Origin of the sequence: Kitasatospora sp. NPDC058190 (assembly GCF_042883685.1) — a bacterium.
GTDB lineage: Bacteria > Actinomycetota > Actinomycetes > Streptomycetales > Streptomycetaceae > Kitasatospora.
This window is the reverse complement of sequence record NZ_JBHVVI010000030.1, coordinates 1-24,446: the sequence shown is the minus strand read 5'-3', so window position 1 is coordinate 24,446 and position 24,446 is coordinate 1. Positions and strand designations below refer to the sequence as shown.

Sequence of the window (24,446 nt, the reverse complement as noted above, 5' to 3'; positions counted from 1 at the left end):
GTCTTCTTCACCCGCTTCGCACCACCGTCTCGTCAAAGGACACCGTGATGGACACCATCGCCGTGGGTTTCGGCGTACTCGTCGCCGTCGTGCTGCTCATCCTGTTCGCCCTGCTGCTGTTCGTGGGCCGTCTGTTCCAGAAGGTCGAGCAGGGCAAGGCACTGATCGTCTCCCGGACGAAGAAGGTGGACGTCACCTTCACCGGCACGATCGTCCTGCCGATCCTGCACAAGGCCGAGTTGATGGACATCACCGCGAAGACGGTGGAGATCCACCGGGCCGGCCGGGACGGGCTGATCTGCCGGGACAACATCCGGGCGGACATCCGGATCTCCTTCTTCGTCCGGGTGAACAAGACCGTCGAGGACGTCATCAAGGTGGCGCAGTCGATCGGCACCGCCCGGGCCAGCGACCCGCAGGCGATCCAGGACTTCTTCGCGGCCAAGTTCGCCGAGGCGCTCAAGACCGTCGGCAAGCAGCTGGACTTCACCGACCTGTACACCCACCGGCACGAGTTCCGGGACCAGATCATCGCGATCATCGGCACCGACCTCAACGGCTACACCCTTGAGGACGCGGCCATCGACCACCTGGAACAGACCCCGATGAGCCAGCTGGACGGCGACAACATCCTGGACGCCCAGGGCATCCGCAAGATCACCGAGCTGACCGCGATCGAGCACGTGCGCACCAACGAGTACCAGCGCACCGAGGAGAAGGAGATCACCCGGCAGAACGTGGACGCCCGGGAGACCGTCCTGGAGCTCGAACGCCGCCAGGCCGACGCCGAGATCCGCCAGCGCCGCGAGATCGAGACCCTGCGGGCCAAGGAGGACGCGGTGATCGCCCGGGTGCAGGAGGAGGAGCGGCTCAACGCCCAGACCGCCTTCCTGCGCACCGAGGAGCTGCTCGGGGTGCAGCGGGAGAACCAGGCCCGCGAGGTCGCGGTGGCGCAGAAGAACCGCGAGCGGGTGATCGCGGTGGAGAACGAGCGGATCGAGAAGGACCGCCTGCTGGAGGTGGTCGGCCGCGAGCGGGAGACCGAACTGGCCGTGATGGCCAAGGAGAAGGAGGTCGAGTCCCGCCGGCGGGAGGTCGCCGACGTGGTCCGCGAGCGGGTCGCGGTCGAGCGCACCGTCGCCGAGCAGGAGGAGGCCGTCAAGACGCTGCGCGCCACCGAGGAGGCCGAGCGGGTGCGCAAGGCGGTGGTCATCCAGGCCGAGGCCGAGGCGCAGGAGAAGCTCGTCAAGGACATCAAGGCCGCCGAGGCCGCCGAGCAGGCCGCCTCGCACAAGGCCCGCGAGGCGCTGGTGCTGGCCGAGGCCCGGCAGCAGGCCGCCGAGCTGGACGCGGCCGCCAAGGTCAAGCTGGCCGAGGGCATCCGGGCGGAGGCCGCCGCCGAGGGGCTGGCCCGGGTGCAGGTGCGCGAGCAGGAGGCCGCGGCGGTGGAGAAGGTCGGCCGCGCCGAGGCCGCGGTGCAGGCCGAGAAGGCGAAGGCGGCCGCGCTGGAGGTCGGCGCCAAGCTGAAGGCCGAGGCCGAGGGCCTGACCGAGAAGGCCGCGGCGATGGCCAAGCTGGACGAGGCCTCGCGCGAGCACGAGGAGTACCGGCTGCGGCTGGCCGCCGAGAAGGACGTCCGACTGGCCGGGCTGGACGCGCAGCGGCAGATCGCCGAGGCGCAGGCCGCGCTGGTCGCCGCCGGGCTGGAGAAGGCGAAGATCGACATCGTCGGCGGGGACTCGGTCTTCTTCGACAAGCTGGTGCAGTCGGTGACGGCCGGCAAGAGCGTGGACGCCTTCGTCGGCCACTCGGAGACCGCCCAGGCCCTGGCCGGGCCCTGGCTGGACGGGCGGGCCAGCTTCACCGAGGACCTCACCCGGGTGCTCTCCTCGGTGTCCACGGCGGACGTGCAGAACCTGACGGTCTCCGCGCTGCTGCTGCAGCTGATCGGCACCGGCGGCGAGCAGGCCGGACAGCTGCGCCGCCTGCTCGACTCGGCGAAGAAGTTGGGCATCGCGGAGACACCGATCGGGGCGCTGGCCGGCGCTTCCGTCAACGGCTCCAAGTGACGACCCGCTGAGCGACCGATCCCCTGAGGAACTGACCGTGGACGCCCTCGACGACACCCGGCTCGACGCCGGCACCTACGAGGTCCTGCGCGACCGGCTCGCCCGGTCCGCCGCCGAACTCGCCGACCGCGCACAGGCGTTGAACGCCCGCCGGGTCGCCGAGTTCGGCGGCGGGGAGCTGCGGCTCACCGGCACCGGGCGGCTGACCACCACCCGGGCCTGCCTGCCCCAGGACCTCACCGCCGCCGGCGGGCTGCTGCTGCTCGGCACCCGGCCGGTCGACGTGGTGGACGGCTCCGAGGACTTCGCGGACCTGCTCAGTCTCCACCGGCCCGACCTCTCCCCCGCCCCCGCCGACGGCAGCCTGCTGGACGACCCGCGGCTGCGCCAGGATCTCGCAGAGCTGCGCCGCTACTTCCGCGATGCCCGGCTGGAGCGGCTACGCCCGGTCGGCGGCAAGCTGCTCGCCGTCTTCCGCACCGGGCCGGCCGCCGCCGACGTCCGTGTCCTGCGCTGGCTGCTCGACGACGAGCGGGCCGCCTACCGGGACGGGCGCGGCGAGCGCGACCACACCCCCGCCGACGGCCAGCAGCTGGAGTGGACGGCGCTGACCCGCGACGACCAGCTGCCCGCCGCCCCCGGCACCCCGCCGCGCGCCGACCTCGCCGGCCGGCTCCACCTCGGCGTGGACGGCGGCCGGTTGAGCCTGCTCGCCCCCGACGGCCGGGAGCTGCACCACGAGCCGCTGACCGAGGCCCTGCAGACCCTCGCCGACGCCCAGATCGCGCACGCCCGGCTCGGCACCCTGCTGCTGGTGCGGGTGCGCCCGTACCAGGAGGAGACCGTCCGGCACCTGGTGGTGCACCTGCCCACCGGGAAGGTCACCCGGATCGACGCGCTCGGCCGGGCCTGCCTGCGGCTGCCCGCCGACCAGGGCGTGGCCTTCCCCGGCGGCTGCCACCTCGTCGACGGCACCGTGCGCACCTTCGACCAGCCGGTGGAGGGCCTCGCGTACGAGCGCACCGTCCTGTCGCCCAACGGCGAGGACGTGCTGTACGAGTTCCGCTCCGCCGCCGACGGGCGCGCGCTGCTGCAGCCGTACAACAGCGTCCGCCAGGAGGCCGCCGCCCCGCTCGCCTGCCAGGGCTACGCACTCCTCGCCGACGGCACCCTCATCGCGTTGCGCCCGGCCGAGCACGGACCCACCCGGCTGCACCCCGTCCAGCTGTGGCAGAGCCCGTTCACCAGCGAGCGCCACGCCGCCGAACAACCGCCCGGCACCGGCCCGTTGGCCCGGATCGGCAACGCCGACCTGGTCCGCGGCCTGGCCGACTGCCTGGCCCTGGCCCGGCTGGCCGCCGCCGGGGCCGACACCCCGGCCGGCCACCAGGCCGTGCTGGCCGCCTGCACCCGCACCGCCGACCGGCACCACTGGCTCGGCCAGAGCGGCCTGGGCGACCTCGCCGCGCCGCTCGCCGAGATCCGCGACACCGCCCGGCAGGTGGTCGCCGAGTACGAGGCGATCGCCCAGCTCACCGCGCACGCCGCCGCACGGACCGAGGAAGCCGCCGAGCACGTCGAGGGCCTGTTGCGCACCGCGCGCGGCGAGACCCTCGCCGACGCCGCCGAGTGGGTCGACCGGTTGGCCGGGCTGCGCCGCTCCCAGGGCCGGGTCGAGGCGCTGCGCGAGCTGCCGCGCTCGGACCTGGAACGGATCGACGCGCTCGCCGAACACCTCGCCCAGGGAATCGCCGAGGCCGCCGGCCGGGCCGTCGTCCAGCTCGCCGAGCCCGCCGCCTTCGAACCGCACCGGCGGCGGGCCGTCGAGCTGGCCGAGCGCTGCGCCGCCATCGCCACCGCCGCCGAGGCGGAGCCCCTCGGTCTCGAGTTGGGCACCCAGGGCGAGGCCCTGCAGACCGTCTCGGAACTGATCGGCACCCTCGACCTGGCCGACGCCACCACCCGCACCGCGATCCTGGACCGGCTCGCCGACGTGCTCGGGCTGCTCAACCGGGCCCGCAGCACGCTCACCGTCCGCCGCCGGGAGCTGCGCACCCGCGAGGCCGCCGCCGAGTTCGCCGCCGAGACCGCACTGCTCGCCCAGGCCGCCACCGCCGCGCTCGCCGCCGCCGACACCCCGGAGGCCTGCGACGACCAGCTCGGCCGACTCCTGCTGCGGATCGAGCAGTTGGAGACCCGCTTCGCCGACGCCGACCCGGCGCTCGGCGAACAGCTCGCCGACCGGCGCACCGAGCTCCACGACGCCCTCACCACCCGCCGCCAGCACCTGCTGGAGGAGCGGGCCCGTCGCGCCGACCGGCTGTCCGCCTCCGCCGACCGCATCCTCGACACCCTGCACCGGCGGCTGACCGCCCTCGGCACCGCCTCCGAGATCGACGCCGCCCTGGCAGCCGACCCCAGCGCCGTCAAACTCCGCGACCTCGCCCGGCAGTTGACCGGACTCGGCGACCGGGTCCGCGCCGAGGAGCTGACCGGACGGCTGCGCGCCGCCCGCGGCCGCGCCCACCGGGCGCTGCGCGACCGGGCCGAACTCGCCGGGGACGGCCCCGGCACCCTGCGGCTGGGCCGCCACCTGTTCGCGGTCACCACCCAGCGGCCCGAACTCACCCTGCTGCCCTGGCGCGGCCGCCCCGCCTTCACCCTCACCGGCACCGACTACCGCTCCCCCGTCACCGACCCGGCCTTCGCCGCCACCGAGCGCTACTGGGCCCGCCCGCTGCCCTCCGAGACCCCGGCGCTCTACCGCGCCGAGTACCTGGCCGCCAGCCTGCTGCTGGCCGCCCGACCGGGGACGCTGTCGGGCACCCTCACACCCGACGCGGACCTGCTGGAGCACGTCCGACGGGCCGCCGAGCAGCGCCCGGACGAGGGCTACCAGCGCGGGGTGCACGACCACGACGCGGCGCTGGTGCTCCGCGCGCTGCTCGAACTCGGCGCCGAGGCCGGCCTGTTGCGACACCCGGCGGGCGCCCGGGCGGCGGCCCAGCTGTACTGGGCGCACGGCACGGACGAGCGGCAGCGGCTGGTCTGGCACACCCGGGCCCGCTCGCTCGGCCTCGCCCGGCAGGCCTACGGGCCGGTGCCCGCCCTGGACGCGCTGGCCGCCGAACTGTCGGCCGCCGTCGCGGAGTTCACGCCGGGCACGCTCGGCTCCGGGGACTACCTGGTGGCCGAACTCGCCGCCGCCACACCGACCTTCGTGTACTCGGCCGGAGCCGCGGCACTGCTGGAGAAGTTCCACGCCGCACCCGAGTCCGCCGGACTGACGGAGGCGCTGGCCGCACTGCCGGAGGAGCCCTCGCTGCTCCCCGTACGGCGCCAACTGGCCTCCGCCTGGCTGGAGTCGGCCGCCGCCGACGCCGACCCGGGCGACCTCGCCGAGGCCGCCGCCGTGCTGCTCTGCCCCTCGTTGCCGCGCCGCCCCGCCGAGGGCGCCGTCGCCACCCGACTGACCGGGCTGCTCGGCGACCACCCGCGCGTCTCCGGCGGGCGGCTGGACCTGCGCCTGGACGAACTGCTCACCCGGGTCCGCGAGTTCGAGGACGTCGAGATCCCCGGCTACCGCGCCTACCAGCGGCTGCGCGGCGAACTGCTGGCCGCCGAGCACGCCCGGCTGCGGCTCGACCGGTACCGGCCCGCGCCGCTCAACGGCTTCGTCCGCAACCGGCTGATCGACCAGGTGTACCTGCCGCTGGTCGGCGACAACCTCGCCAAGCAGCTCGGCACCGCGGACTCCGGCGGGCCGGTGGACCGCAGCGGCCTGCTGCTGCTGGTCTCCCCGCCCGGCTACGGCAAGACCACCCTGGTCGAGTACCTCGCCGAGCGGCTCGGCCTGCTACTGGTCCCGGTCAGCGGCCCGGCGCTCGGGCACCGCGTCACCTCGCTGGACCCGGCCGAGGCCCCGGACGCCACCGCCCGGCGCGAGCTGGAGAAGCTCAACTTCGCCCTGCACGCGGGCGACAACGTGCTGCTCTACCTGGACGACGTCCAGCACACCTCGCCCGAGTTCCTGCAGCGCTTCATCCCGCTGTGCGACGCCCAGCGCCGACTCGACGGCGTCTGGGACGGCGAGGCCCGCGAGTGGGACCTGCGCGGCAAGCGCTTCGCCGTGGTGATGGCCGCCAACCCGTACACCGAGTCCGGCCGGCTCTTCCGGCTGCCCGACATGCTCGCCAACCGCGCCGACGTGTGGAACCTCGGCGACGCCGTCGCCGGGCGCGAGGACCTCTTCGCGCTCAGCTTCGTCGAGAACGCCCTGCCCGCCAGCCCGCACCTGGCCCCGCTCGCCCATGCCGAGCGGGAGGACCTGGACACCCTGCTCGCGCGGGCCTCGGGCACCCCGGGCGGGCGGCTCGCGGGCGCCTGGCCGGCCGCCGAGGTCGAACGGATGACCGCCGTCCTGGCCGGCCTGCTCCACCTGCGCACCACCGTCCTGGCCGTCAACCGCGCCTACCTGGCCTCCGCCGCCCAGGACGACCGCGCCCGTACCGAGCCGCCCTTCCTGCTCCAGGGCTCCTACCGCAACATGGCCAAGCTCGCCCAGCGCCTCGACCCGGCGCTCACCCGCCCCGAGCTCGACGCCCTGCTCACCGACCACTACCGCGCCGAGGCCCAGCCGCTGGGCGCCGACGCCGAGGCGCAGTTGCTGAAGCTGGCCGAGCTGCGGGGCACCCTGACGCCGGAACAGGCCGAGCGCTGGGCGGAGCTGAAGCGCGCCTGGCGGGCCACGGACCGAGTCGAACGGCCTTGACCTCAACCGCACTTCAGGTCCTATGGTCGGCCGCATGACCTTCACCGAACGGGAGCGCGAGTACCTCGTCGCCCAGCCGCTGGCCCGCCTGGCCACCATCGGCCCCGAGGGCGGCCCCCACGTCCGCCCGGTGGGCTTCCGGCTCAACGCCGACGGCACCATCGACATCGGCGGCCCGAACAACGCCCGCAGCCGCAAGTACCTCAACGCCCAGGCCCGCCCCGACGTCTCCGTGCTGGTGGACGACCTGGCCCCCGCCGACGACCCGGTGGCCGCCGGCTGGGGCCGCGGCATCGAGATCAGGGGCCGCGCGGAGCTCCTGACCGTCGACGTGCCGCCGGTGCAACCGGACGCGTTCAGCAAGGACGTCATCCGGGTGCACCCCCGCCGGGTCATCACCTGGAACCTGGCGGCACGGGGGACCACCGCCCGCGACGTCGGGTGACTCCCCCGCCCACCGGGCTCCGGGGGTGTACCTGGCTACACCCCCGAGACTGCACCCCCGGCCATTGAGCCACCCCCGTCCCGCGCGATGGGATGTGATCATGAACGCCACGGACTTTGCCGTTGAACTCCGCTCGGTTCGCCGGACCTACCGGCGCGGGCCCGAGCCCGTCATCGGCCTGGACGAGGTGAGTGTCGGGTTCCCCTTCGGCACCTTCACCGCCGTCATGGGCCCCTCCGGCTCCGGCAAGTCCACCCTGCTGCGCTCGGCCGCCGGCCTGGAGGCGATCGACCACGGCGAGGTGCGGGTCGACGGCACCGTCCTGGGCGGCCTGCGCGACAAGGAGCTGACCGTCCTGCGCCGGGAGCGGATCGGCTTCGTCTTCCAGTCGTTCAACCTGCTGCCCGCCCTGACCGCGGCCCAGAACGTGGCACTCCCGGCCAAGCTGTCGGGCCGTCGCCCCTCCCCCTCCGAGGTGACCGCCGCCCTGGCCGCCGTCGGCCTCGCCGATCGCGCCGGACACCGGCCGGGCGAACTCTCCGGCGGCCAGCAGCAGCGCGTCGCCATCGCCCGGGCGCTGATCACCCGCCCGGCGGTGCTGCTGGCCGACGAGCCGACCGGCGCGCTGGACACCCGCAGCGGCCGCGAGGTGCTCGCCCTGCTGCGCACCATGGCCGACGACCCCGGCCGAGCGGTGGTCATGGTCACCCACGACCCGGTCGCCGCCTCCTACGCCGACCGGGTGCTCTTCCTGCGCGACGGCCGGCTGGACGGCTCGCTGGAACGGCCCACCGCCGAGCAGGTCGCCGCCCGGATGACCGCCCTGGAGACCCGGTCCCCGGAAGACCAGTCGCCGGAGGCCGTGACGTGCTGACCCTCGCCCTCGCCTCCGTCCGGCTCCGCTGGGCCTCCTTCGTCGGCAGCTTCGTCGCGCTGGCCTGCGGCGTCGCCCTGATGGCCACCTCCATCCTGGTCATCGCCGCCACCGCCGACGTCCCCGACCAGGGTCGCCAGCGCTTCTCCGAAGCGCCGGTCCTGGTGACCGCCGACCTGAACGTGGAGTTCACGCCCGCGGCCGGCGCAGACGCCCAGCCGACCCCGGTCCCCGCCCAGCCGGGCCTGCCCGCCGGGCTGCTCGCCGCCGTCGCCGCGACCGGCCGGACGGTCGAGGACCGCACCTTCTACGCCCAGCTCCCCGACGGCCCGCGCGACCAGGTCGGCCGCGCCTGGTCCGGCGCGGCCCTGGGCGGCTACCGCCTCACCGCCGGTACGGCCCCCGCCGCCGACGACCAGATCGTCATCGGCGGCGGCCGCCCGGAGCAGGTCGGCCGGCGCGTCCCGTACGTCACCGCCGACGGCCCGCACACCGCGACGGTCTCCGGCGTCACCGAGGCGGAGCCCTTCGAGCACGCCGTCTTCTTCACCGACGCCCAGGCCGCCCGGTACTGCCCCGCCGTCGGCGTGCTGGCCGCGTTCGGCCCGGCCGACGCGGTGCGCCGGGCGGTGGACGCCGTCGGCGGCGCGAACGTGGCCCGGGTGCTCACCGGCACCGAGCGCGGCCAGGCGGACCCGCACCACATCGAGGTCAGCAGCCGGCTGGACGGCGTGCAGACCCCGCTGGGCCTGTCCGCCGCGGTCTCCGCCGGGACGGCCGTGTTCGTGGTGGCCGGCACCTTCGCCTTGTCGATCGCCCAGCGCCGCCGCGAACTCGCGCTGCTGCGGCTGATCGGCGCGACCCGTCGGCAGCTGCGCGCCCTGGTCAACCGGGAGGCGCTGGTGGTCGGCGTCCTGGCCTCGGCCGCCGGGTGCGCCGTGGGCGCGGCCGGGGCGGCGCCGGCCGGGCGGTGGCTGGTCGACCGCGACCTGGTGCCGGCCGACTTCACCGTCCCGGTCACCTGGTGGGGGCTGCTGACCGCGGCCCTGATCGGCCTGGCGACCGCGATCGGCGGCGTGCTGCTCTCCTCGCTGAAGGCCGGACTAGTCAGCCCCGGCGAGGCGCTGGCGGAGGCGGACGTCGAACGGCGCTCGCGCGGCGCGCTGGCGTTCCGCTGGGTGAGCGGCCTGCTGGTGCTCGGCGGCGGGATCGCGGCCCTCGCGGTGACGGCCCACAGCTGGCCCGACGCCGCGGCCAACGCCGCCGACTCGCTCGCCCTGCTGCTGAGCATCGTCGCGGGCTGCGTGCTGCTGGCGGCCGTACTGGCCGGCCCGGCGATCCGGCTGCTGACCGCGCTGCCCGGGCTTTGGGCGTGTCTGACAATTCGCGTCGGATCAGCGCGCGGCGTTGGGGTGCGTGCATCGCAAGGCGGAGGAGGGAGTCCATGCGGAGCATCGGCGACCGACGACAACGCGGCGAGGTGCGTGCCCCGGCGTCGCGCGCCCGGCGGGAATTGTCAGACACGCCCTTGGGCCCGGCTGCGCGGGCGCTCCGCCGAGGACGGCGGCGGCATCGTCTGGTCCACCGCCCGGCAGAGCTCGCTGACCGCCTTCCGGCGCACCGCCGCGACCACCACCCCGGTCGTGCTGGTCATCGCCTTCGCCGGGTGCCTGCTCGGCAGCATCGACACCATCAACCGCTCGCAGGTCACCGAGGTCCGCAACCAGCTGTCCGCCGCCGACCTGGTCGTCACCCCGGCCGGCACGCCCGGGCTGAGCCGCGCCGTGGTGGACCGCGTCCGGTCGGTGCCCGGGGTGCGGGCGCTGGTGATCACCCCGACCTCCCTCATGGCCGTCGACCCGACCGGCCAGGCCCTGGTGCCCTTCAGCGCCGCCGAGGCGGACCCCGCCGCGCTGGCCGAGGTCGACCGCCTCCCGGTCGTCGCGGGCTCGCTCGCCGACCTCGGCCCCGGCTCGGTGGCGCTCAGCCGCACCTGGCCGGGCTCGCCCCGGGTCGGTCAGCAGGTGTCGGTCCGGCTGGCCGACGGCACCCCGCGGCAGCTGCGGGTCGCCGCCCTGCTCGGCACCGGCGCCGAGACCGTCCAGGCCTGGGTGACCGGACCCGACGCCGTCACCACCGGGGTGGGCGGCCCGGCCCTGGCGACCCGGATCGACCTGCGGCTGCTGCCCGGCACCGACCGCCGGCAGGCCGACGCCGCGCTGCGCACGGCCGTGGACGGGCTGGGCGCCCGACTCGCCACCCCCGAGGAGATCTGGTCGGCCGCCACCGACAGCACCGAACAGGCCTCCTGGAACGCCCTGTTGATGATCCTCGGGCTGGCGATCGGCTACGCGGCCATCGCGCTGGCCAACTCGCTGGTGATGACGGTCACCGACCGTCGGCAGGAGCTGTCCCTGCTGCGCCTGGCCGGCGCCACCAGGGGCCAGGTGCTGCGCACCGTCGCGGTGGAGACGCTGATGTGCGTGGCGGCCGGCACCGTGCTGGGCGTGCTCGGCACGGCCGTCAGCGTCGGCGGCTCCTGGGCCGCGCTGACCCACCTGGTCGGCCCGACGCCCGCGGTGGTGCCGTGGACGATGCTGGGCGTGCTCGCCGCCTGCTGTGCGGCCGTCGCCCTCCCGGCGGCGGTGCTCCCGGCGGCGCTCGCCCTGCGCGGGCGGGACGGGCAGTCCATCCTGCGCGGCGCGGCGGGGGCGGCCTGACGCGAACCTCCTGGCCGGCAACCACCCTGGTCAGCTGATCACTCAAGTCCTACGACCGTACGGCTGCTCCCGGCGGCGCACTCCCCCGTGGCGCCGCCGGGAGCGGCCGCGGACCCGGCGCTAGCGTGTCCGCATGGGCGCTCAGGAACTCGATCTCGCCGGGCTGCGCCGGGTGTACGGGCGGGCCGGGAGCCGGTGGTTCTACACCCGGGTGGCCCGCAACGCCCGGCACTGGGGGTGGACGGAGCCGGGCCAGTCGAAGTGGCGGCTGTGGCGGGCGCAGCGGCAGCTGGAGGACGTGCTCGGACGCAAGCTGGCGCTGCCGCCCGGCGCCCGGGTGCTGGACGCCGGCTGCGGGGCGGGCGTGGTGGCGCGGGCGATGGCGGCCCGGTTCGGGCTGCGGGTCGCCGGGGTCGACGTGCTGGACTTCCACCTCGCCGAGGCCCGCCGGCTCAGCGCCCGCGCAGCGCTGGCCGACCGGACCGCGTTCTCCTGGGGCGACTTCCATCACCTGCCGTTCGCCGACGGCGAGTTCGACGGCGCCTACTCGATGGAGACGCTGGTCCACTCCTACGATCCGCCGCGCGCGCTGGCCGAGCTCCACCGGGTGCTGCGTCCCGGCGGTCGGCTGGTCCTGCTCGGCCCGATGAGCACCGCCCCGCTGGACGAACTCCCGCCGCGGGCCCGGGCGTTGCTCGAACCGTACCTGGACGCGATGGTGATGACGGGCGCCCGGCTCTACCATGCCCGCAACCTGCCACGACTGCTCGCCGAAGCCGGCTTCGAGGTCGAGGAGGCGCTGGACGCGACGGCGTACTACACGCCCACCACCGAGGCCGTGCACACGTACTTCCGGCTGCCCTGGGAGCTGCTGCGCCGCGTCGGCGACCCGGCGAAGTGGCTCAATCTCCGCTCCACGGTGGAGATGTACGGCGTGCGCGAGTACGTCGCCTGGTACGTTCACACCGCCGTCAAGCCACCGGGGTGACCTCCGCCGTGGAGGAGCGCTCCGCCCCGCTGCTCCGGCGTCGGGCGCGGCAGTTCTAGCCCGAGGACTCCCAGGTCGTCGAGGGTTCCCAGGCCGTTGACGGCTCCCATGTCGTTGACGGCTCCCAGGTCGTCGGCGCCACCGTGGCGGCCAGCGACTCGGCCAGCGACTCCCAGACCGGGTCCGGCAGCCCGGGCACCGTCCGCCCCTCCGACCGCCACAACCGGGCCAGCTCGGCATAGATGGGCTCCTCCGGGTCGGGTTCCGGAGGGTGCCCTGCCCTACGCAGGATCGTTTCTTCGGCCGGCCAACGCCATGCAGCCGACGCCACCGCAAAACTACTCACATCAACCCAACGCGCCCCACGCTCACCGGGTCACGGTCACGTCAGCGGGACGGCCCGCGCGCACCCCACGCGGGCGCCCCCGACTCACCGGCGCGCGCCCCCGCCGCCGGCCCCCACCACCGGCAAGGTGCCCCCACCACCGGCCTACCGCCGCCGCCCCGCCGCCAACAGCTCCGCCACCGTGGCCAGCTTCACCCGCGGCCGCCCCTGCGCCTCGCCCCGCTCGCGCTCCGCCCGCTCCACCGCGCGCAGCTCCCGCAGCCCGACCGCGTCCGGCCGGCGCCGCCGCACCAGCCGTTCGAACTCCTGGCGCCCGGCCGCCGGTGCGGGCAGCGCCCGGGCCACCGCGTCGTCCAGCAGCGCGTCCACCGTCTCCCGCGCGCAGGCCCGGTTGGCGCCGATCCCGCCGGACGGCCCACGCTTGGCCCAGCCCACCACGTACGCCCCGGGCAACGCCCGCCCGGTGGCCGGGTCGACGACCCGCCCGCCGCGCTGGGCGACCGTCCCGGTCCGTTCGTCGAAGGGCAGCCCCGGCACCGGCACGCCCCGGTGTCCGATGGAGCGCACCACCAGAGCGGCCCGCAGGGTGTCGCGCTCCCCGGTGGCCTCGGCCTGCCCCGCCGCCGTCATCCTCGTCCGCTCGACGGTCACCGACTCGACCCGCCCGTCCCCGCCCAGCCCGACCGGCGCGGACAGGAAGCGCAGCACGATCCGCCGCCCCGGCCCCGGCTCCGCGCCCCCGTCGTACGGCACCAGCGGCAGGCCGACGAGCTGCCCGGCGCGCGAGTCCGGCTCCGCCGTCTCGATCGCCGCCCGCACCTCCGGGTGGTCCTCGACCACCAGCTCGACGCCCGGCAGCCGGCGCAGCGCCAGGAACTCCGACCGCGTCCAGGCCGCCTGTTCGGGCCCGCGCCGGGCCATCAGCACGACCTCCCGCACCCGGCTGCGGCGCAGCGCGGCCAGCGCGTGGTCGGCGATGTCGGTGGCGGCGAGCCGGTCGGGGTCGGTGAGCAGGATCCGGGCGATGTCCACCGCGACGTTGCCGTTGCCGACCACGACCACGCGCTCGGCGGACAGTTCCACCGCGTCGCCCGGCACCGTCGGGTCGGCGTTGTACCAGCCGACGAAGGCGGTCGCGGGCAGGCTGCCCGGCAGGTCCTCGCCGGGGATGCCGAGCCGGCGGTCGGAGGCCGCGCCGACCGCGTACACCACCGCGTGGTGGTGTGCGGTCAGTTCCTCGTGGGTGACGTCGGTGCCGACCTCCAGGTTGAGGTGCATCCGCAGCCTCGGGTCGTGGAAGACGCTCGCGAAGCTCTCCGCGATCCGCTTGGTGGACTGGTGGTCGGGGGCGACGCCGTGTCGCAGCAGGCCGCCGGTGACCGGCAGCCGGTCGATCATGGTGAGCTCGGCGCTGGTGCAGCGCAGCAGCTCCTGCGCGGTGTACCCGGCGGAGGGCCCGGTGCCGACCACGGCGATCCGCAGCGTGCCGACCTCGCCGGGCAGGCTGCGCGGGAAGCTGGGCGCGCCCCAGGCGTGGTCGTTGGGGTGGTCGCGGAACCAGTCCCGGTTGAGGTCGCCGAACACGGTGTCCGGCCCGCGCAGCCGGTCGACCGGGAACACCGCATCGACGGGGCAGGCGTCCGCGCAGGCGCCGCAGTCGATGCACGCCTGCGGGTCGATGTGGAGCATGTCGGTGGTGCCGAACTCCGGCTCGTCCGGGGTCGGGTGGATGCAGTTGACCGGGCAGACGGACACGCACGAGGCGTCGTTGCAGCAGGTCTGGGTGATCGCGTAGGCCATGGCCGGAGTGGGGTCCTCGCTGTGTCTGATGTGCCGGTGCCTGATGATGTGTGGCCGACTGGCCGTCAGAGCATGTGCACGCGGCGGTAGACGGCCGCCGATCGGCTGGTGAGCAGCCCGGCCTCGGCGAGGAAGGCCATCAGGTGCCGGGAGCTGTTGCGCATCATCGCCTTGCGGTGCTCGTTGCCCTTCACCTCGTCGAGCGCCCGCGCGACGTCCAGCCCGGCGGCCTTGTACACGCCCGGGTGGACCATGCTGGTGACGATGACGTACGCGCCGACGGCGATGCCGGTGGCCGAGGCGCGGCGGCGGGCCGGGCTCGCGTGGCGCATCCGCTCGCGGATCTCCTGCCGGGCGAACTTCATGTGCCGCGACTCCTCGACCACGTGGATCCGGGAGGTGCCGCGGACGATCTCCAGGACGTTCTCGCCGCGCATCCAGTCGCGCTGCATGACGTCCAGCACCTCTTCGGCCACCAGGATGCCGCCGTAGGCGAGTTCGCCCTTGGCGAGCGCCTTGAACGCGCGTCCGGCCTGGGCGATCACCTTGTTCGGCCGGTAGGCGGGGACGCCCATCTTCTCGCAGGCGCGGGCGAACATGATCGAGTGGCGGCACTCGTCGGCGATCTCGGTGAGCGCGAACTGGAACTCGGCGCTGGCGGGGTTCTTGAGGTACTGGTCGCGCAGCACCATCTGCTGGAGGATCATCTCGAACCAGATGCCGGTGTTCATGATCGAGCAGACCTCGTGCCGGGTGAGCGTGACCCGCTGCCGCTCGGTCATCTCGTCCCACAGCCTGGTGCCGTAGAGCGTGCTCCACTCGGGGTTGAGGCCGTAGTGCTCCTCCGGGAGGGGCGCGTCCCAGTCGATCTCGGTCGAGGGGTCGAAGGAGAGGGTGGCGGCCGACTCCAGCAGCCGCTTCGAGACGTCGTCGTCGGCCGCGGTGTGGCCGTGCTCCGTCTGCCAGGTGAGAGCCATGGCTGCCTCCAGGTGCCTGCCGCTGCGGGTTCCCGCTCACCCGCTTATTAGACGGACAGTACAATAAGAGCCAGCTGCCGAGAACCCCCCGCGTGAGCCCGAACTGATGACCCGCTGACCCGCGAGGGCGACCGGCTCATCACCCGGCTCGACACCGTGAGCCGAGGCCCGGGGGTGTGCTGCTCTCCCCCTCGGGGGGCAACAGCCTGCCGCCTGCCGCCTGCCGCCTGCCGCCTTCAGCGTCCGCGCCGGTCCTCGGCGTCGAAGGCGGCGAGGGCGCCCGCCCCGGGCTCCAGGGCGCGGCGCAGCGCCGTGCGGACGGGCGCCTCCAAGCCCCCCAGGGCTTCGGAGAGTTCGTCCGCGATGTCGCCCGCGATCTCGGCCGCCACCGCGTCGGCGGGCGTGCGCGGGCCGAGTTTGCTGACGGCGGCGGCCGCGCGGGTGGGGGTGAGCAGGGCTGACGCCTGGGCCAGGAGCCAGCCGGGGACGCCGGCCGCACCCTCGGGCGGGGGGAGGTAGGGGCGGGCGCCGTCGTAGCGGTCGTCCTCGGCGAAGGCCTTCTGCTTGACCTTGAGCACCGGGCGGGCGGGGCCCGCCCCGGGCCACTCGCCGGCGGGTTTGAGGACGTAGCCCTCGGCGAGGTTGTCGGCGAGTTCGGGCAGGCCGAGCAGCGCCGGGACGCGGCTGGGGAAGGTGACCGGCAGCTCCTGAAGGGCGTTCAGCGGGCCGTGGCCGAGCAGGGGGACGCAGGTGAGGCCGGCGTCGGCGGAAACGGTACGGAGCTCGCGGTCGGAGAGCCACCGCAGGTCCTCGGCGGTCTCCACCGTGGCGTCGAAGGGCAGCCAGCGCAGGCCGGGCGCGTACCAGACGCCGGTCTGGACGGGCTCGACGCCGGCGACGGCGGGCACCTCGGGGTGCGGGTAGCGGCCGCCGGCGAGTTCGCCGTAGAGGGTCACGGTCGCGGCGGCCCCCCGGGTGGCGCGGATCGCCGCCGCGAAGCGCCCGGCGGCCACCGAGAGTCGCGGCCAGATCCGGCTCACGCCGAAGAAGGCGTCGAGCTCCTCGTCGCCCAGCAGGTCGCGCCGTTTGGCCGCCCGCACCGAGCCGCCTTCGCACACCACGGCGAAGTGCGCGCCGTGCACCTTCTCCGCCGCGATCCACTCCCGGCCGCCGGGCGCGCCGGAGCCGCCCCGCGCGGGGATCTTCGGGTAGGGCCGCAACTCGGGCCGTTCGAACGACGTCTCGGACACGAACAGATCCTCGCCGGGGAACCCGCCCACTGGCAACGGGGATTCACCGCCGGGCGGCCGTACGGGCGTTCGCCCGCCCACCGGCCTCAGCCGTGCGCCGCCCACAGCCGGGCCAGGTGCGCGTGCAGGAGCCGCTCCGCCTCCTCCGCCGTGCGGTGGCCGATCAGCACGTGCGCGGTGAGCCCGTCGGCGAGGGCCAGGAGGGTACGGGCCTCGCCCTGCGCGTCCAGGCTGCCGGAAGCCTCGGCGACCAGTCGGGTCAGCAGGCCCTCCAGGTCGGTGTAGCTGGTCCGCAGACTCGCCGCCAGGTCGGGGTTGACGGCGGCGGCGGCGAGGAAGGCGAGCCAGATCCGGGCCTCGGCGCGGTGTTCCTCCCGCAGCAGCGCGACCTCGCCGACCACGTGCCCCACGGCGCTGGCCGCCGACTGGGCCGGGGCGGAGCGCAGCCGGGCGTGGGCCCGCCCGGTGACCTGCTCGCCGATGTGGGCGAGGGCGAAGCGGAGCATCTCGTCCTTGGTGCGGAAGCAGCGCTGGACGGCGCCCATCGAGACCTCGGCCCGGGTGGCGACGTCCCGCAGGGTGACGCCCTCCAGTCCCTGGGCGTCGATCAGCGCGCACACCGCCTCGGCGATCCGGCGGCGCCGCTCCTCGTGGTCGACCTGTCTCGGCATTCGGGGACCCCCTTTGATCCGATGCAAGCGTATCGGCCCCCGACGTCGAACGGGCCCCCCGGCACTCCTTGGTACCGGGGGTCTCCGCGGCACCCCGCTCCGTGCTCGGGCCTCAGCCCTCGTAGGGACGGGCGGTCTCCACGACCCCGGCCCCCGCGGCCCGACCCCCGCAATCCGCCCCCGGGCGCGTTCTCTCAGGTCAAGGCCCGATACTGCTCCCATGGCACGGGCACAGCTGATCGATGACGACTCCGAACGCGGTTTCGGCTACCGTTGCGGACCGCTGTGACGATCGACCCCGCTCTCCCGCCCGAGCGCCCCAAGCCGCACCCGGACCCGCACCCGCACCGCCTGGTCCGGCTTCGCCGTGCCGTCGCCGGGCTGCGCCCGCGGCTGGTGGTCGCCTTCGTCGCCGTCGCCGCCCTGGCCGCGCTGGCCACCGCCGTGCTCACCTACCGGGCCGCGACCACCTCCACGCTCGACCTGACCAAGGACACCACCCTCGACGAGTTGCGCCGCCGCATCGACATCCTGGCGCCGGCCCTGCCCTTCCCGCCCAACCAGAGCGAACTGGACCGCCTGGCGGGCCAGTTGTCCGGCACCGGCGGCTTCCGGGACTGGCGGGTACTGGCCTCCTACGGCACCGAGCACTCCCAGTGGACCCAGCCGGTGGCCGTCCCGCCCACCCTGGAGGCCACCGTCGGCCGCGGCCACGCCGCGTTCCAGCGCTTCACCGCACCCGACGACCACCCCTGGCTCGCCGTCGGCGTCCCCGTCACCTACGGCACCGCCGGCCCCTCCGGCCCGGCCGGCGCCCCCTCCGGGCTGACCGTCTACGCCGTGCTGCCGCTCGACCGCGAGCAGAGCGCCGCCAACGCACTGCTCGCCGGCGCCGCCGGAGCCGGGGTGCTCGTCGCCGTGCTGGCCGCCGGACTGGCGCTGCTGGCCGCCCGCCAGGTGCTGCGCCCGGTCCGGGCCCTGGGCGACGCCGCCCACGCCCTGGCCCAGGGCAAGCTGGACACCCGGCTGACCGTCACCGGCCACGACGAACTCGCCCAGCTCTCCAAGACCTTCAACCACACCGCCCGCACCCTCCAGGGCACCATCGAGGAGTTGCGCGCCATCGAGTCCCAGGGCCGCCGGTTCGCCGCCGACGTCTCGCACGAGCTGCGCACCCCGCTGGCCGCGATGCTCGCCGTCACCGACATCCTCGACGAGGACGCCGAACACCTCCCCGCCGACACCGCCACCGCCCTGCGCATGATCAGCAACGAGACCACGCGCCTCACCCGCCTGGTCAACGACCTGATCGAGATCTCCCGCCTGGACGCCGGGGCGGCACCGCTGCGCGCCGAGTCCATCGACGCCGCCATCGCCGTCCGCGAGACCCTCGACCTGCGCGGCTGGAACGACCAGGTCGAACTGGACCTGCCCGCCGCCCTGCCCGTCCGGCTCGACCCGCGCCGCTTCGACGTCATCGTCGCCAACCTGGTCGGCAACGCCCTGCGGCACGGCCGCCCGCCCGTCCGGGTCGTCCTGCGCGGCCCGGACGACGAGCTGGTGCTCACCGTCACGGACAGCGGGCCGGGCATCCCGCCCGCCGAACTCCCGCACCTCTTCGACCGCTTCTACAAGGCCGACAAGTCCCGGGCCCGCTCCGAAGGCAGCGGCCTGGGCCTGGCCATCGCCCAGGAGAACGCCCGGCTGCACGGCGGCCTCATCGAGGCCGCCAACTCGCCCGACAGCGGTGCGGTGTTCACCCTCGTCCTGCCCCGCGGCCTCGACACCGAGGAGGACCGGTGACCGTCCCAAAGCGTCCGCGTCCGCGTCTGCGTCTGCGTCTGCTCGGAGCCGCCGCCGCCCTGCTGCTGGCCTGCGGCTGCTCGATCTCCACCACCGGCCCGGTGCGCAGCGGGCAGCCGGCCACCGGCATCGAACCGGGCGTCCGGCTGTACTTCCTGGACCAGCACGGCATCAGCCTGGTCATCCGCCCCTCCACCCAGCGCGAGGACCTCCAGCAGACCCTGAACACCCTGGTCGCCGGGCCCAACCAGTCCGAGAAGCGCTCCGGCCTGTACAGCACCCTCCCCGCGAACGGTCGCATCGAGGCCACCGACACCCCCGGCACGGTCACCCTGCGCCTGTCCTGGTCCGCCTCCTCGCTGTCCGCCCCCGCCATCCAGCAGCTCGTCTGCACCGCCGAGGACGCCCCGACCATGGGCGCGGTACCGAAGATCGCGATCGTCAGCAGCGACGCCCCCTCCGCCATCCAGCAGGAGTGCGACCTGCACCGGACCGGCTGAGCGCCGGGACGCCGAGAGACGGCGAGACCAAAAAGGCGGCGAGAACAAAAGAAGCGGCCGGTTGACTCGAAAGTCAACCGGCCGCTCTCTGTGCGCGAGGGGGGAGTTGAACCCCCACGCCCTTTCGGGCACTGGAACCTGAATCCAGCGCGTCTGCCTATTCCGCCACCCGCGCATCTGGGTGATGGGTTAAGCATAGACCATCTGGAGGGGTGCCTCTGACCACCCCGAAACGACCGGCAGGCGACGCCGGCTCACCGACGACGCTGCCACCCGCGACCGGCCCCCGGCGAGCGCTGCTGGCCGATTGGAGTGAGAGGCCGCGCGCCGGGCCGGGCGCCTGGTCGTTTCGGGCGTAGTTCGCCGCGCCGCCCGTCGAACGGTCTGTGCACGCTGGACCAGGGCCCGGAGGCCGAACAGCGCGTCGACCGCACCGGTCCGCCGCCGCCACCGGCCCCATCACCGCACCGACGGGAGCACAGCATGATCGGGACCCCCGAGCCCTTCGACGACGCCGCGGGGCCGCCGCCGCCCCTGCCGGGTTGTGCCGAGGACGCGGCCGGCGCACTGAAGCAGATGTTCGTGGACCTGACCCAGGGCGCCCGGATGGCCCGCGGCCAGGACCCGGTCAAGCGGCCGGTGTTCCTCAAGCCGCACGGCGTCGCCCGCGGCACGCTCACCGTCGCCGAGGACCTGCCGGCCGAGCTGCGGGTCGGGTTCCTGGAGGCCGCCCGCACCCGGCCCGGCGGCCTGGAGGCCTGGGTGCGGTTCTCCAGTGACACCGTGCCCGGCCAGCCCGACCTCAAGACCACCCTCGGCGTCGGCCTCAAGCTGTTCGGCGTGCCCGGCCCCAAGCTGCTGGAGGGCTACACCGAGGCCGGCACCCAGGACCTGCTGCTGCAGAACCACGACGTGTTCTTCGTGGACACCGCCCAGGACATGTGCGAGTTCACCAAGGCCGGTGTCGTCGACGGCAATTACGACACGTACCTGGCCGCCCACCCGATCACCGAACAAATCCTCGACGACATGGCCAAGTTCGAGGCCAGCGTGCTGACCGCCACCTACTGGGGCGTGCTCCCCTACGCCTTCGGGCCGGACCGCTTCGTCAAGTACAAGCTGGTGCCCGCCAGTTGCGAGCCCGCCGACCCGAACGCGACGCCGCCCGACGAGGATCCGACCTACCTCGGCGCCGACCTGGTCCACCGGCTCGGGGCCGGCCCGGCCGCCTTCGACCTGCTGCTCCAGTTCCGCACCGACGACGAGAAGATGCCGCTGGACATGGCGACGGTGCGCTGGAGCGAGTCCGAGAGCGTCCCCGTGAAGGTGGCCCGGCTGACCCTCCAGCAGCAGGACGTCACCGCCCGCGGCCAGGCCGCGTACGGCGAGAACCTCTCCCTCAACCCCTGGCACGGCCTCGCCGAGCACCGGCCCATCGGCAGCATCTCCGACGTGCGCCGGACGGTCTACCTGGCCTCGGCCGAGCAGCGCCGGGACGTCAACGGCGTGCCGACGGCCGAGCCCGGCCCGGCCCGCCCGCAGCTCACCCCGCCGCCGGCCCGCGACACCCGGATCGTCCGGGCCGCCGTGCACCCGGCGATCGGCGTGGCCCGGGTCGGCGACAGCATGATGGACGATTTCGTCCTCGCCCCCGAGGTCGACGACCCGCCCCCGCTGCCCGTCGGCAGTTACAAGGACGTCACCGGCGCCCTGAAACGCCAGGCCGCCCGGTTCCGGGTGTACGGCTACAACGCCGCCGGCGAGCCGGTCGCCGAACTGACCGCCGACAACGCCGACCTGCGCTGGAAGGTGCACGTCGTCAACTCCAAGGCCGCCTGGTACCAGTTCCAGATCGCCCTGGACATCCCGGACGCGGCCCAGGCCGACCCGAGCAACCTGCGCAACCCCAAGATCCCGGCCGACCAGCGCCAGGACCTCCTGGTCATCGACCCCGGCCCCCGCTGGGTGCGCGGCCGCAACCGCTCCGACCAGCCCGAGTACCGCTTCGACACCGGCACCTTCATGGGCAAGCCCGTCTACCTCGGCGAGCTGCGCACCGACGACAGCGGCCGACTGATCTTCCTGGGCGGCCGGGGCGTCTCGGCCTCGGCGACCGGCACACCGGCCGACACCTTCGCCAACAACGACGGCTGGCACGACGACGTCTCCGACGGCCCGGTCACCGCCGAGGTGAGCATCGACGGCCGCCCGATCCCGGTCGAACCGGCCTGGGTGGTGACGGCCCCGCCCACCTACGCGCCCGAACTCACCTCGGTGCGCACCATGTACGACCTGATCTGGGACGCCTTCGTCACCGAGGGCCGACTCCCCGAGCCGCCGCAGGTGTCCTTCACCTGGGACGTCCTGCCCGTGCTGCGCGGCCTGTGCGGCCTGCAGTGGGTCAACAAGGGCCTGGCCACCCAGTTCGGCTTCGACGGCCGCGAGGACCTGCTCGCCAGGCTCGGCGATCTGTCGGATCCCTCGCCGGTGCAGCGGGAGCTGCGCCGCCAGGTCTGGCTGGCCATCCGCGACTACGCCCGCGACGGCATGTCACCCGTGCCCTGGCCGGCCGTCTACGGCGACGCGATGAACATCCCGCCCCAGTCGGTCCGGCAGCACGTGACGCTCTCCGCGCTCCAGTACCGGCTGCTCAAGCGGTGGGCCGACGGGGACTTCGTCAACGACTACGACCCGCACGCCGCGCAACCCGCCACCCTGGACGACGTCCCGTTCGCCGACCAGCCCGCGACCCTCGACCGGGCCGCCCTGTCGTTCTGCCTCGCCGACGCCTTCCACCCCGGCTGCGAACTCACCTGGCCGATGCGGCACACCACGATGTACACCACCCCGTTCCGGATCCGTCACCGCGACCCGCACAAGCCCGCGCCCACCTACGGGCCGACGCTCACCCCGGACCTCGCGCTCTCCTTCGACGGCCCGCTCCACGCCCAGGCCCCCGGCGATCTGACCCGGTGGATGGCCGTGCCCTGGCAGACCGACACCGCGAGCTGCCGGGCCGGCTACGAGTACGGCTCCGGCCTCGGCCCGTACGACCCGTACCTGCCCACCTTCTGGCCGGCCCGGGTGCCCAACCACGTGCTGGCCGAGGAGGACTACGAGGTCGTGCTCGACACCTCCCGGCCGCTCTCCGACCGCCTGGCCGCGTTCCAGAAGCGACGGGCCTGGCTGCGCTGGCTGCCCACCCCCTACCTGGCCAACATCAACGCCATGGTGCGGGACTTCGGCAAGCTCGGGGTGGTCGAGCGCCGTCCGGGCCCCACCGACGATCCCCGGCTCCCGGCGGAGCTCCTGGTCGAGTCCGAGGTGAGCTTCCCGCGCGAGCCCGCCCCGCCGGCCGACCGCAACCTGGTCACCGTGCACGTCGACCTCGGCGCCGACCCGGTCCTGGGCCCGGCCGCCCTGGCGTCGGCGGTCACCATGGCGGAGGCTCCCGACGAGGAGGTCTCGGCCGGGTTCATCGACAAGGTCAAGCGGCTCCGGCCGAGCCGGTGACCCGCCTTGACGCCGTCGTCGCGGGCGGCGGCCCGGCGGGCGCCGTGGCGGCGCTCGTCCTGGCCCGGGCCGGGCACCGCGTCCAGTTGCTGGACGACGGTGGCCCGGGCCGGCCGGTCTTCAAGATCGGGGAGTTCCTGCCGCCCGCCGTCCGGCCGCTGCTGGCCGACCTCGGGCTACTGGACGGGTTCCTGGCCTCGGGGCATCCGGTGTCCACCGGCACGTACGCGGCGTGGGGGTCGACACGGTTGCACGACCGGAGCCACCTGTTCGACCCGTACGGGCACGGGTGGCACCTCGACCGGATGCGGTTCGACGCCTTCCTGCGGGACGCGGCCGTCGCGGCGGGGGCCGAGCTGCGGCGGGCCGTGGTGCTGGCGCGGGTCGACGGCGGTCTGGTCGTCCGCGAGCGGGCCACCGGCGCGTTGTCGAACCCGTCGGCCCGCTGGACGGTCGACGCGACCGGCCGACGCTGTGTCATCGGGCGGCGGCACGGGATCCGGCGGCAGCAGGACCGGCTGGTCGCCGCGTACGCGGTGTTCCCGGACGGCGATCCCGAGGCCAGGACCCTGGTGGAGGCGGCGGCGGACGGCTGGTGGTACACCACCCTCGTCCCGGCGGGGCGCCTGGTCGTCTACCTGACCGACGCGGATCTGGTGGACCCGTCGCTGCGCACTCCGCAGGGTTTCCGGGCGGCGCTCGGCCGCACCGAGCACGTGCGGCGCCGAGTGGCCGGGCGGGGTCCGGGTGCAACTCCCGTGCCGCGCTGGGCCCCCGCCCACGGCCTGCGGCTCACGCCGTCGGCCGGTCCGGGCTGGGTGGCGGCCGGGGACGCGGCGCTCGCCTTCGACCCGCTCTCCTCGCAGGGCATCCTCATGGCGCTGCACACCGGCGCCCGGGCGGGACGGGCCGTGGCCGACTGCCTCGCCGACGAGCGAAGGACGGCCGCCGCGCTGGCCGACTACACGGCGTTCCTGGACGGGATCGCGACGGCCTACCGAAGTAACCATGCGTACGCGTACGACCAGGAGAGGCGTTGGCCCCTGAGCCCCTTCTGGGGCCGCCGCCGAACGGCGACCAGCCGCTGAGCGGCCTAGCCTGAAGGGGCCTGAACGTTCGCCCAAGGGGTCAGTCATGGTCGGTCCGACTCGCGCCTTGCTGGAATGGCACCGCGGACAGCGGTACTTCCCGGGCTGGTACTGGGCGGCGACCACGGCTTCGCTGGTGGGGTTCGAGTCCTGGCTGGAGCGGGAGCGGCTGATGCTACTCGACCACGACCGGCGCGCGGTGGGGCTGGCCTCGCAGCCGTTCCCGGCACCGGCCGGGCCGACAAGAGGTGGGTGGTGGAGCGGAGCCGCTCGTGGATGAACAGCTTCGGCAAGCTGCGGCGCTGCACTGAGAAACTCAGTCGCGCCGTGGACTTCCACCTCCGCCTGTCCGCCGCGATTGTCACACTGCGTATGCTCATCCGCCGCGCGACCGCGGGGATGGCCGCTCCACCACCAAGTGCCTGAGGTGACGCCTACTGACGGGCGTTCTTGGCTGTGGGCTGCGTCTTCTGGTTGTAGATCTCCTTGCCGTCCGCGTTGTAGGCATGGACGTAGGGGGCCGGGGGGAAGGAGTTCCCGTCGAGACTGGTGGAGATGGCCGCCGTGTAGACGAACGCGCCGCCTGCCATGACGGTCGGGTACTGCGTCGGGTCGTCGCCGTAGCTGATGG

General features: G+C 74.5%; 16 protein-coding genes, 1 tRNA gene and 2 pseudogenes. 12 read left to right on the top strand and 7 right to left on the bottom strand.

Going from position 1 to position 24,446, the window contains the following annotated elements; genetic code table 11:
• The first annotated feature begins 47 nt into the window (after positions 1–47).
• From ACFVWU_RS16310 to ACFVWU_RS16285, 6 genes are all read left to right on the top strand, one after another.
• The gene (locus tag ACFVWU_RS16310; protein WP_387620686.1) at positions 48–2,069 is read left to right on the top strand and encodes a flotillin family protein; all 2,022 of its coding nucleotides are present in this window, start codon (positions 48–50) and stop codon (positions 2,067–2,069) included.
• Between the two features lie 37 nt (positions 2,070–2,106).
• Entirely contained in the window at positions 2,107–6,840 is a 4,734-nt protein-coding gene (locus ACFVWU_RS16305; protein WP_387620684.1) for a DNA repair ATPase, read from the top strand.
• Positions 6,841–6,874: 34 nt separating this feature from the next.
• Entirely contained in the window at positions 6,875–7,285 is a 411-nt protein-coding gene (locus ACFVWU_RS16300; RefSeq protein ID WP_387620680.1) for a PPOX class F420-dependent oxidoreductase, read from the top strand.
• Positions 7,286–7,385: 100 nt separating this feature from the next.
• Positions 7,386–8,159 carry an ABC transporter ATP-binding protein gene (locus ACFVWU_RS16295; protein ID WP_387620677.1) on the top strand — a complete coding sequence of 258 codons (774 nt, stop codon included), beginning with the start codon at positions 7,386–7,388 and terminating at the stop codon, positions 8,157–8,159.
• Positions 8,153–10,879 carry an FtsX-like permease family protein gene (locus ACFVWU_RS16290; protein WP_387620675.1) on the top strand — a complete coding sequence of 909 codons (2,727 nt, stop codon included), beginning with the start codon at positions 8,153–8,155 and terminating at the stop codon, positions 10,877–10,879. The genes ACFVWU_RS16295 and ACFVWU_RS16290 overlap by 7 nt, the downstream gene beginning before the upstream one ends.
• A 133-nt stretch (positions 10,880–11,012) precedes the next feature.
• A complete protein-coding gene (locus ACFVWU_RS16285; RefSeq protein ID WP_387620672.1) occupies positions 11,013–11,867 on the top strand; it encodes a methyltransferase domain-containing protein in 855 nt (284 codons plus the stop codon).
• Between the two features lie 55 nt (positions 11,868–11,922).
• On the opposite strand, the gene ACFVWU_RS16280 is transcribed toward ACFVWU_RS16285, so the two are convergent.
• The 5 genes from ACFVWU_RS16280 to ACFVWU_RS16260 all read right to left on the bottom strand — a co-directional run bounded on the left by ACFVWU_RS16280 (position 11,923) and on the right by ACFVWU_RS16260 (position 16,911).
• The gene (locus tag ACFVWU_RS16280; protein WP_387620669.1) at positions 11,923–12,066 is read right to left on the bottom strand and encodes a hypothetical protein; all 144 of its coding nucleotides are present in this window, start codon (positions 12,064–12,066) and stop codon (positions 11,923–11,925) included.
• Positions 12,067–12,357: 291 nt separating this feature from the next.
• Complete coding sequence (locus tag ACFVWU_RS16275) at positions 12,358–14,013, bottom strand: FAD-dependent oxidoreductase (RefSeq protein ID WP_387620666.1); 1,656 nt, start codon at positions 14,011–14,013, stop codon at positions 12,358–12,360.
• Positions 14,014–14,078: 65 nt separating this feature from the next.
• On the bottom strand, positions 14,079–14,990 hold the full coding sequence (locus tag ACFVWU_RS16270; RefSeq protein WP_387620664.1) for a diiron oxygenase: 912 nt from the start codon (positions 14,988–14,990) through the stop codon (positions 14,079–14,081).
• Positions 14,991–15,226: 236 nt separating this feature from the next.
• Positions 15,227–16,240, bottom strand: a complete 1,014-nt coding sequence (locus ACFVWU_RS16265; protein ID WP_387620661.1) for an RNA ligase family protein — start codon at positions 16,238–16,240, stop codon at positions 15,227–15,229.
• Positions 16,241–16,326: 86 nt separating this feature from the next.
• Complete coding sequence (locus ACFVWU_RS16260) at positions 16,327–16,911, bottom strand: TetR/AcrR family transcriptional regulator (RefSeq protein ID WP_387620658.1); 585 nt, start codon at positions 16,909–16,911, stop codon at positions 16,327–16,329.
• 285 nt (positions 16,912–17,196) lie between these two features.
• On the opposite strand from ACFVWU_RS16260, the gene ACFVWU_RS16255 reads away from it, so the two are divergent.
• Both ACFVWU_RS16255 and ACFVWU_RS16250 read left to right on the top strand, forming a co-directional pair.
• On the top strand, positions 17,197–18,714 hold the full coding sequence (locus ACFVWU_RS16255; protein WP_387620655.1) for an ATP-binding protein: 1,518 nt from the start codon (positions 17,197–17,199) through the stop codon (positions 18,712–18,714).
• Positions 18,711–19,214, top strand: a complete 504-nt coding sequence (locus tag ACFVWU_RS16250) for a GerMN domain-containing protein (protein WP_387620652.1) — start codon at positions 18,711–18,713, stop codon at positions 19,212–19,214. Before ACFVWU_RS16255 ends, ACFVWU_RS16250 begins: the two co-directional genes overlap by 4 nt.
• Before the next feature lie 91 nt (positions 19,215–19,305).
• On the opposite strand, the gene ACFVWU_RS16245 is transcribed toward ACFVWU_RS16250, so the two are convergent.
• Positions 19,306–19,389: transfer RNA gene (locus ACFVWU_RS16245), tRNA-Leu, on the bottom strand.
• A 308-nt stretch (positions 19,390–19,697) separates the two neighbouring features.
• On the opposite strand from ACFVWU_RS16245, the gene ACFVWU_RS16240 reads away from it, so the two are divergent.
• The 4 genes and pseudogenes from ACFVWU_RS16240 to ACFVWU_RS16225 form a co-directional block, all read left to right on the top strand.
• The gene (locus tag ACFVWU_RS16240) at positions 19,698–22,727 is read left to right on the top strand and encodes a LodA/GoxA family CTQ-dependent oxidase (protein ID WP_387620649.1); all 3,030 of its coding nucleotides are present in this window, start codon (positions 19,698–19,700) and stop codon (positions 22,725–22,727) included.
• Positions 22,724–23,815, top strand: a complete 1,092-nt coding sequence (locus ACFVWU_RS16235; RefSeq protein WP_387620646.1) for a tryptophan 7-halogenase — start codon at positions 22,724–22,726, stop codon at positions 23,813–23,815. The genes ACFVWU_RS16240 and ACFVWU_RS16235 overlap by 4 nt, the downstream gene beginning before the upstream one ends.
• A 46-nt stretch (positions 23,816–23,861) precedes the next feature.
• Positions 23,862–24,095: a hypothetical protein gene (locus tag ACFVWU_RS16230; protein WP_387620797.1), complete on the top strand. Its 234-nt coding sequence runs from the start codon at positions 23,862–23,864 to the stop codon at positions 24,093–24,095.
• Positions 24,062–24,241 (top strand): annotated as a pseudogene (locus ACFVWU_RS16225) (hypothetical protein); the annotation flags it as partial. The gene ACFVWU_RS16230 and the pseudogene ACFVWU_RS16225, both read left to right, overlap by 34 nt.
• A gap of 8 nt (positions 24,242–24,249) precedes the next feature.
• On the opposite strand, the pseudogene ACFVWU_RS16220 reads toward ACFVWU_RS16225, so the two are convergent.
• Positions 24,250–24,446: pseudogene (locus ACFVWU_RS16220) on the bottom strand (hypothetical protein); the annotation flags it as partial.

Excerpts from the sequence above, each read along its gene's own strand:
- ACFVWU_RS16230 (WP_387620797.1), top strand. The coding sequence starts at position 23,862 with ATGGTCGGTCCGACTCGCGCCTTGCTGGAATGGCACCGCGGACAGCGG.
- ACFVWU_RS16310 (WP_387620686.1), top strand. The coding sequence starts at position 48 with ATGGACACCATCGCCGTGGGTTTCGGCGTACTCGTCGCCGTCGTGCTG.
- ACFVWU_RS16285 (WP_387620672.1), top strand. The coding sequence starts at position 11,013 with ATGGGCGCTCAGGAACTCGATCTCGCCGGGCTGCGCCGGGTGTACGGG.
- ACFVWU_RS16295 (WP_387620677.1), top strand. The coding sequence starts at position 7,386 with ATGAACGCCACGGACTTTGCCGTTGAACTCCGCTCGGTTCGCCGGACC.
- ACFVWU_RS16270 (WP_387620664.1), bottom strand. The coding sequence starts at position 14,990 with ATGGCTCTCACCTGGCAGACGGAGCACGGCCACACCGCGGCCGACGAC.
- ACFVWU_RS16240 (WP_387620649.1), top strand. The coding sequence starts at position 19,698 with ATGATCGGGACCCCCGAGCCCTTCGACGACGCCGCGGGGCCGCCGCCG.
- ACFVWU_RS16275 (WP_387620666.1), bottom strand. The coding sequence starts at position 14,013 with ATGGCCTACGCGATCACCCAGACCTGCTGCAACGACGCCTCGTGCGTG.
- ACFVWU_RS16300 (WP_387620680.1), top strand. The coding sequence starts at position 6,875 with ATGACCTTCACCGAACGGGAGCGCGAGTACCTCGTCGCCCAGCCGCTG.
- ACFVWU_RS16260 (WP_387620658.1), bottom strand. The coding sequence starts at position 16,911 with ATGCCGAGACAGGTCGACCACGAGGAGCGGCGCCGCCGGATCGCCGAG.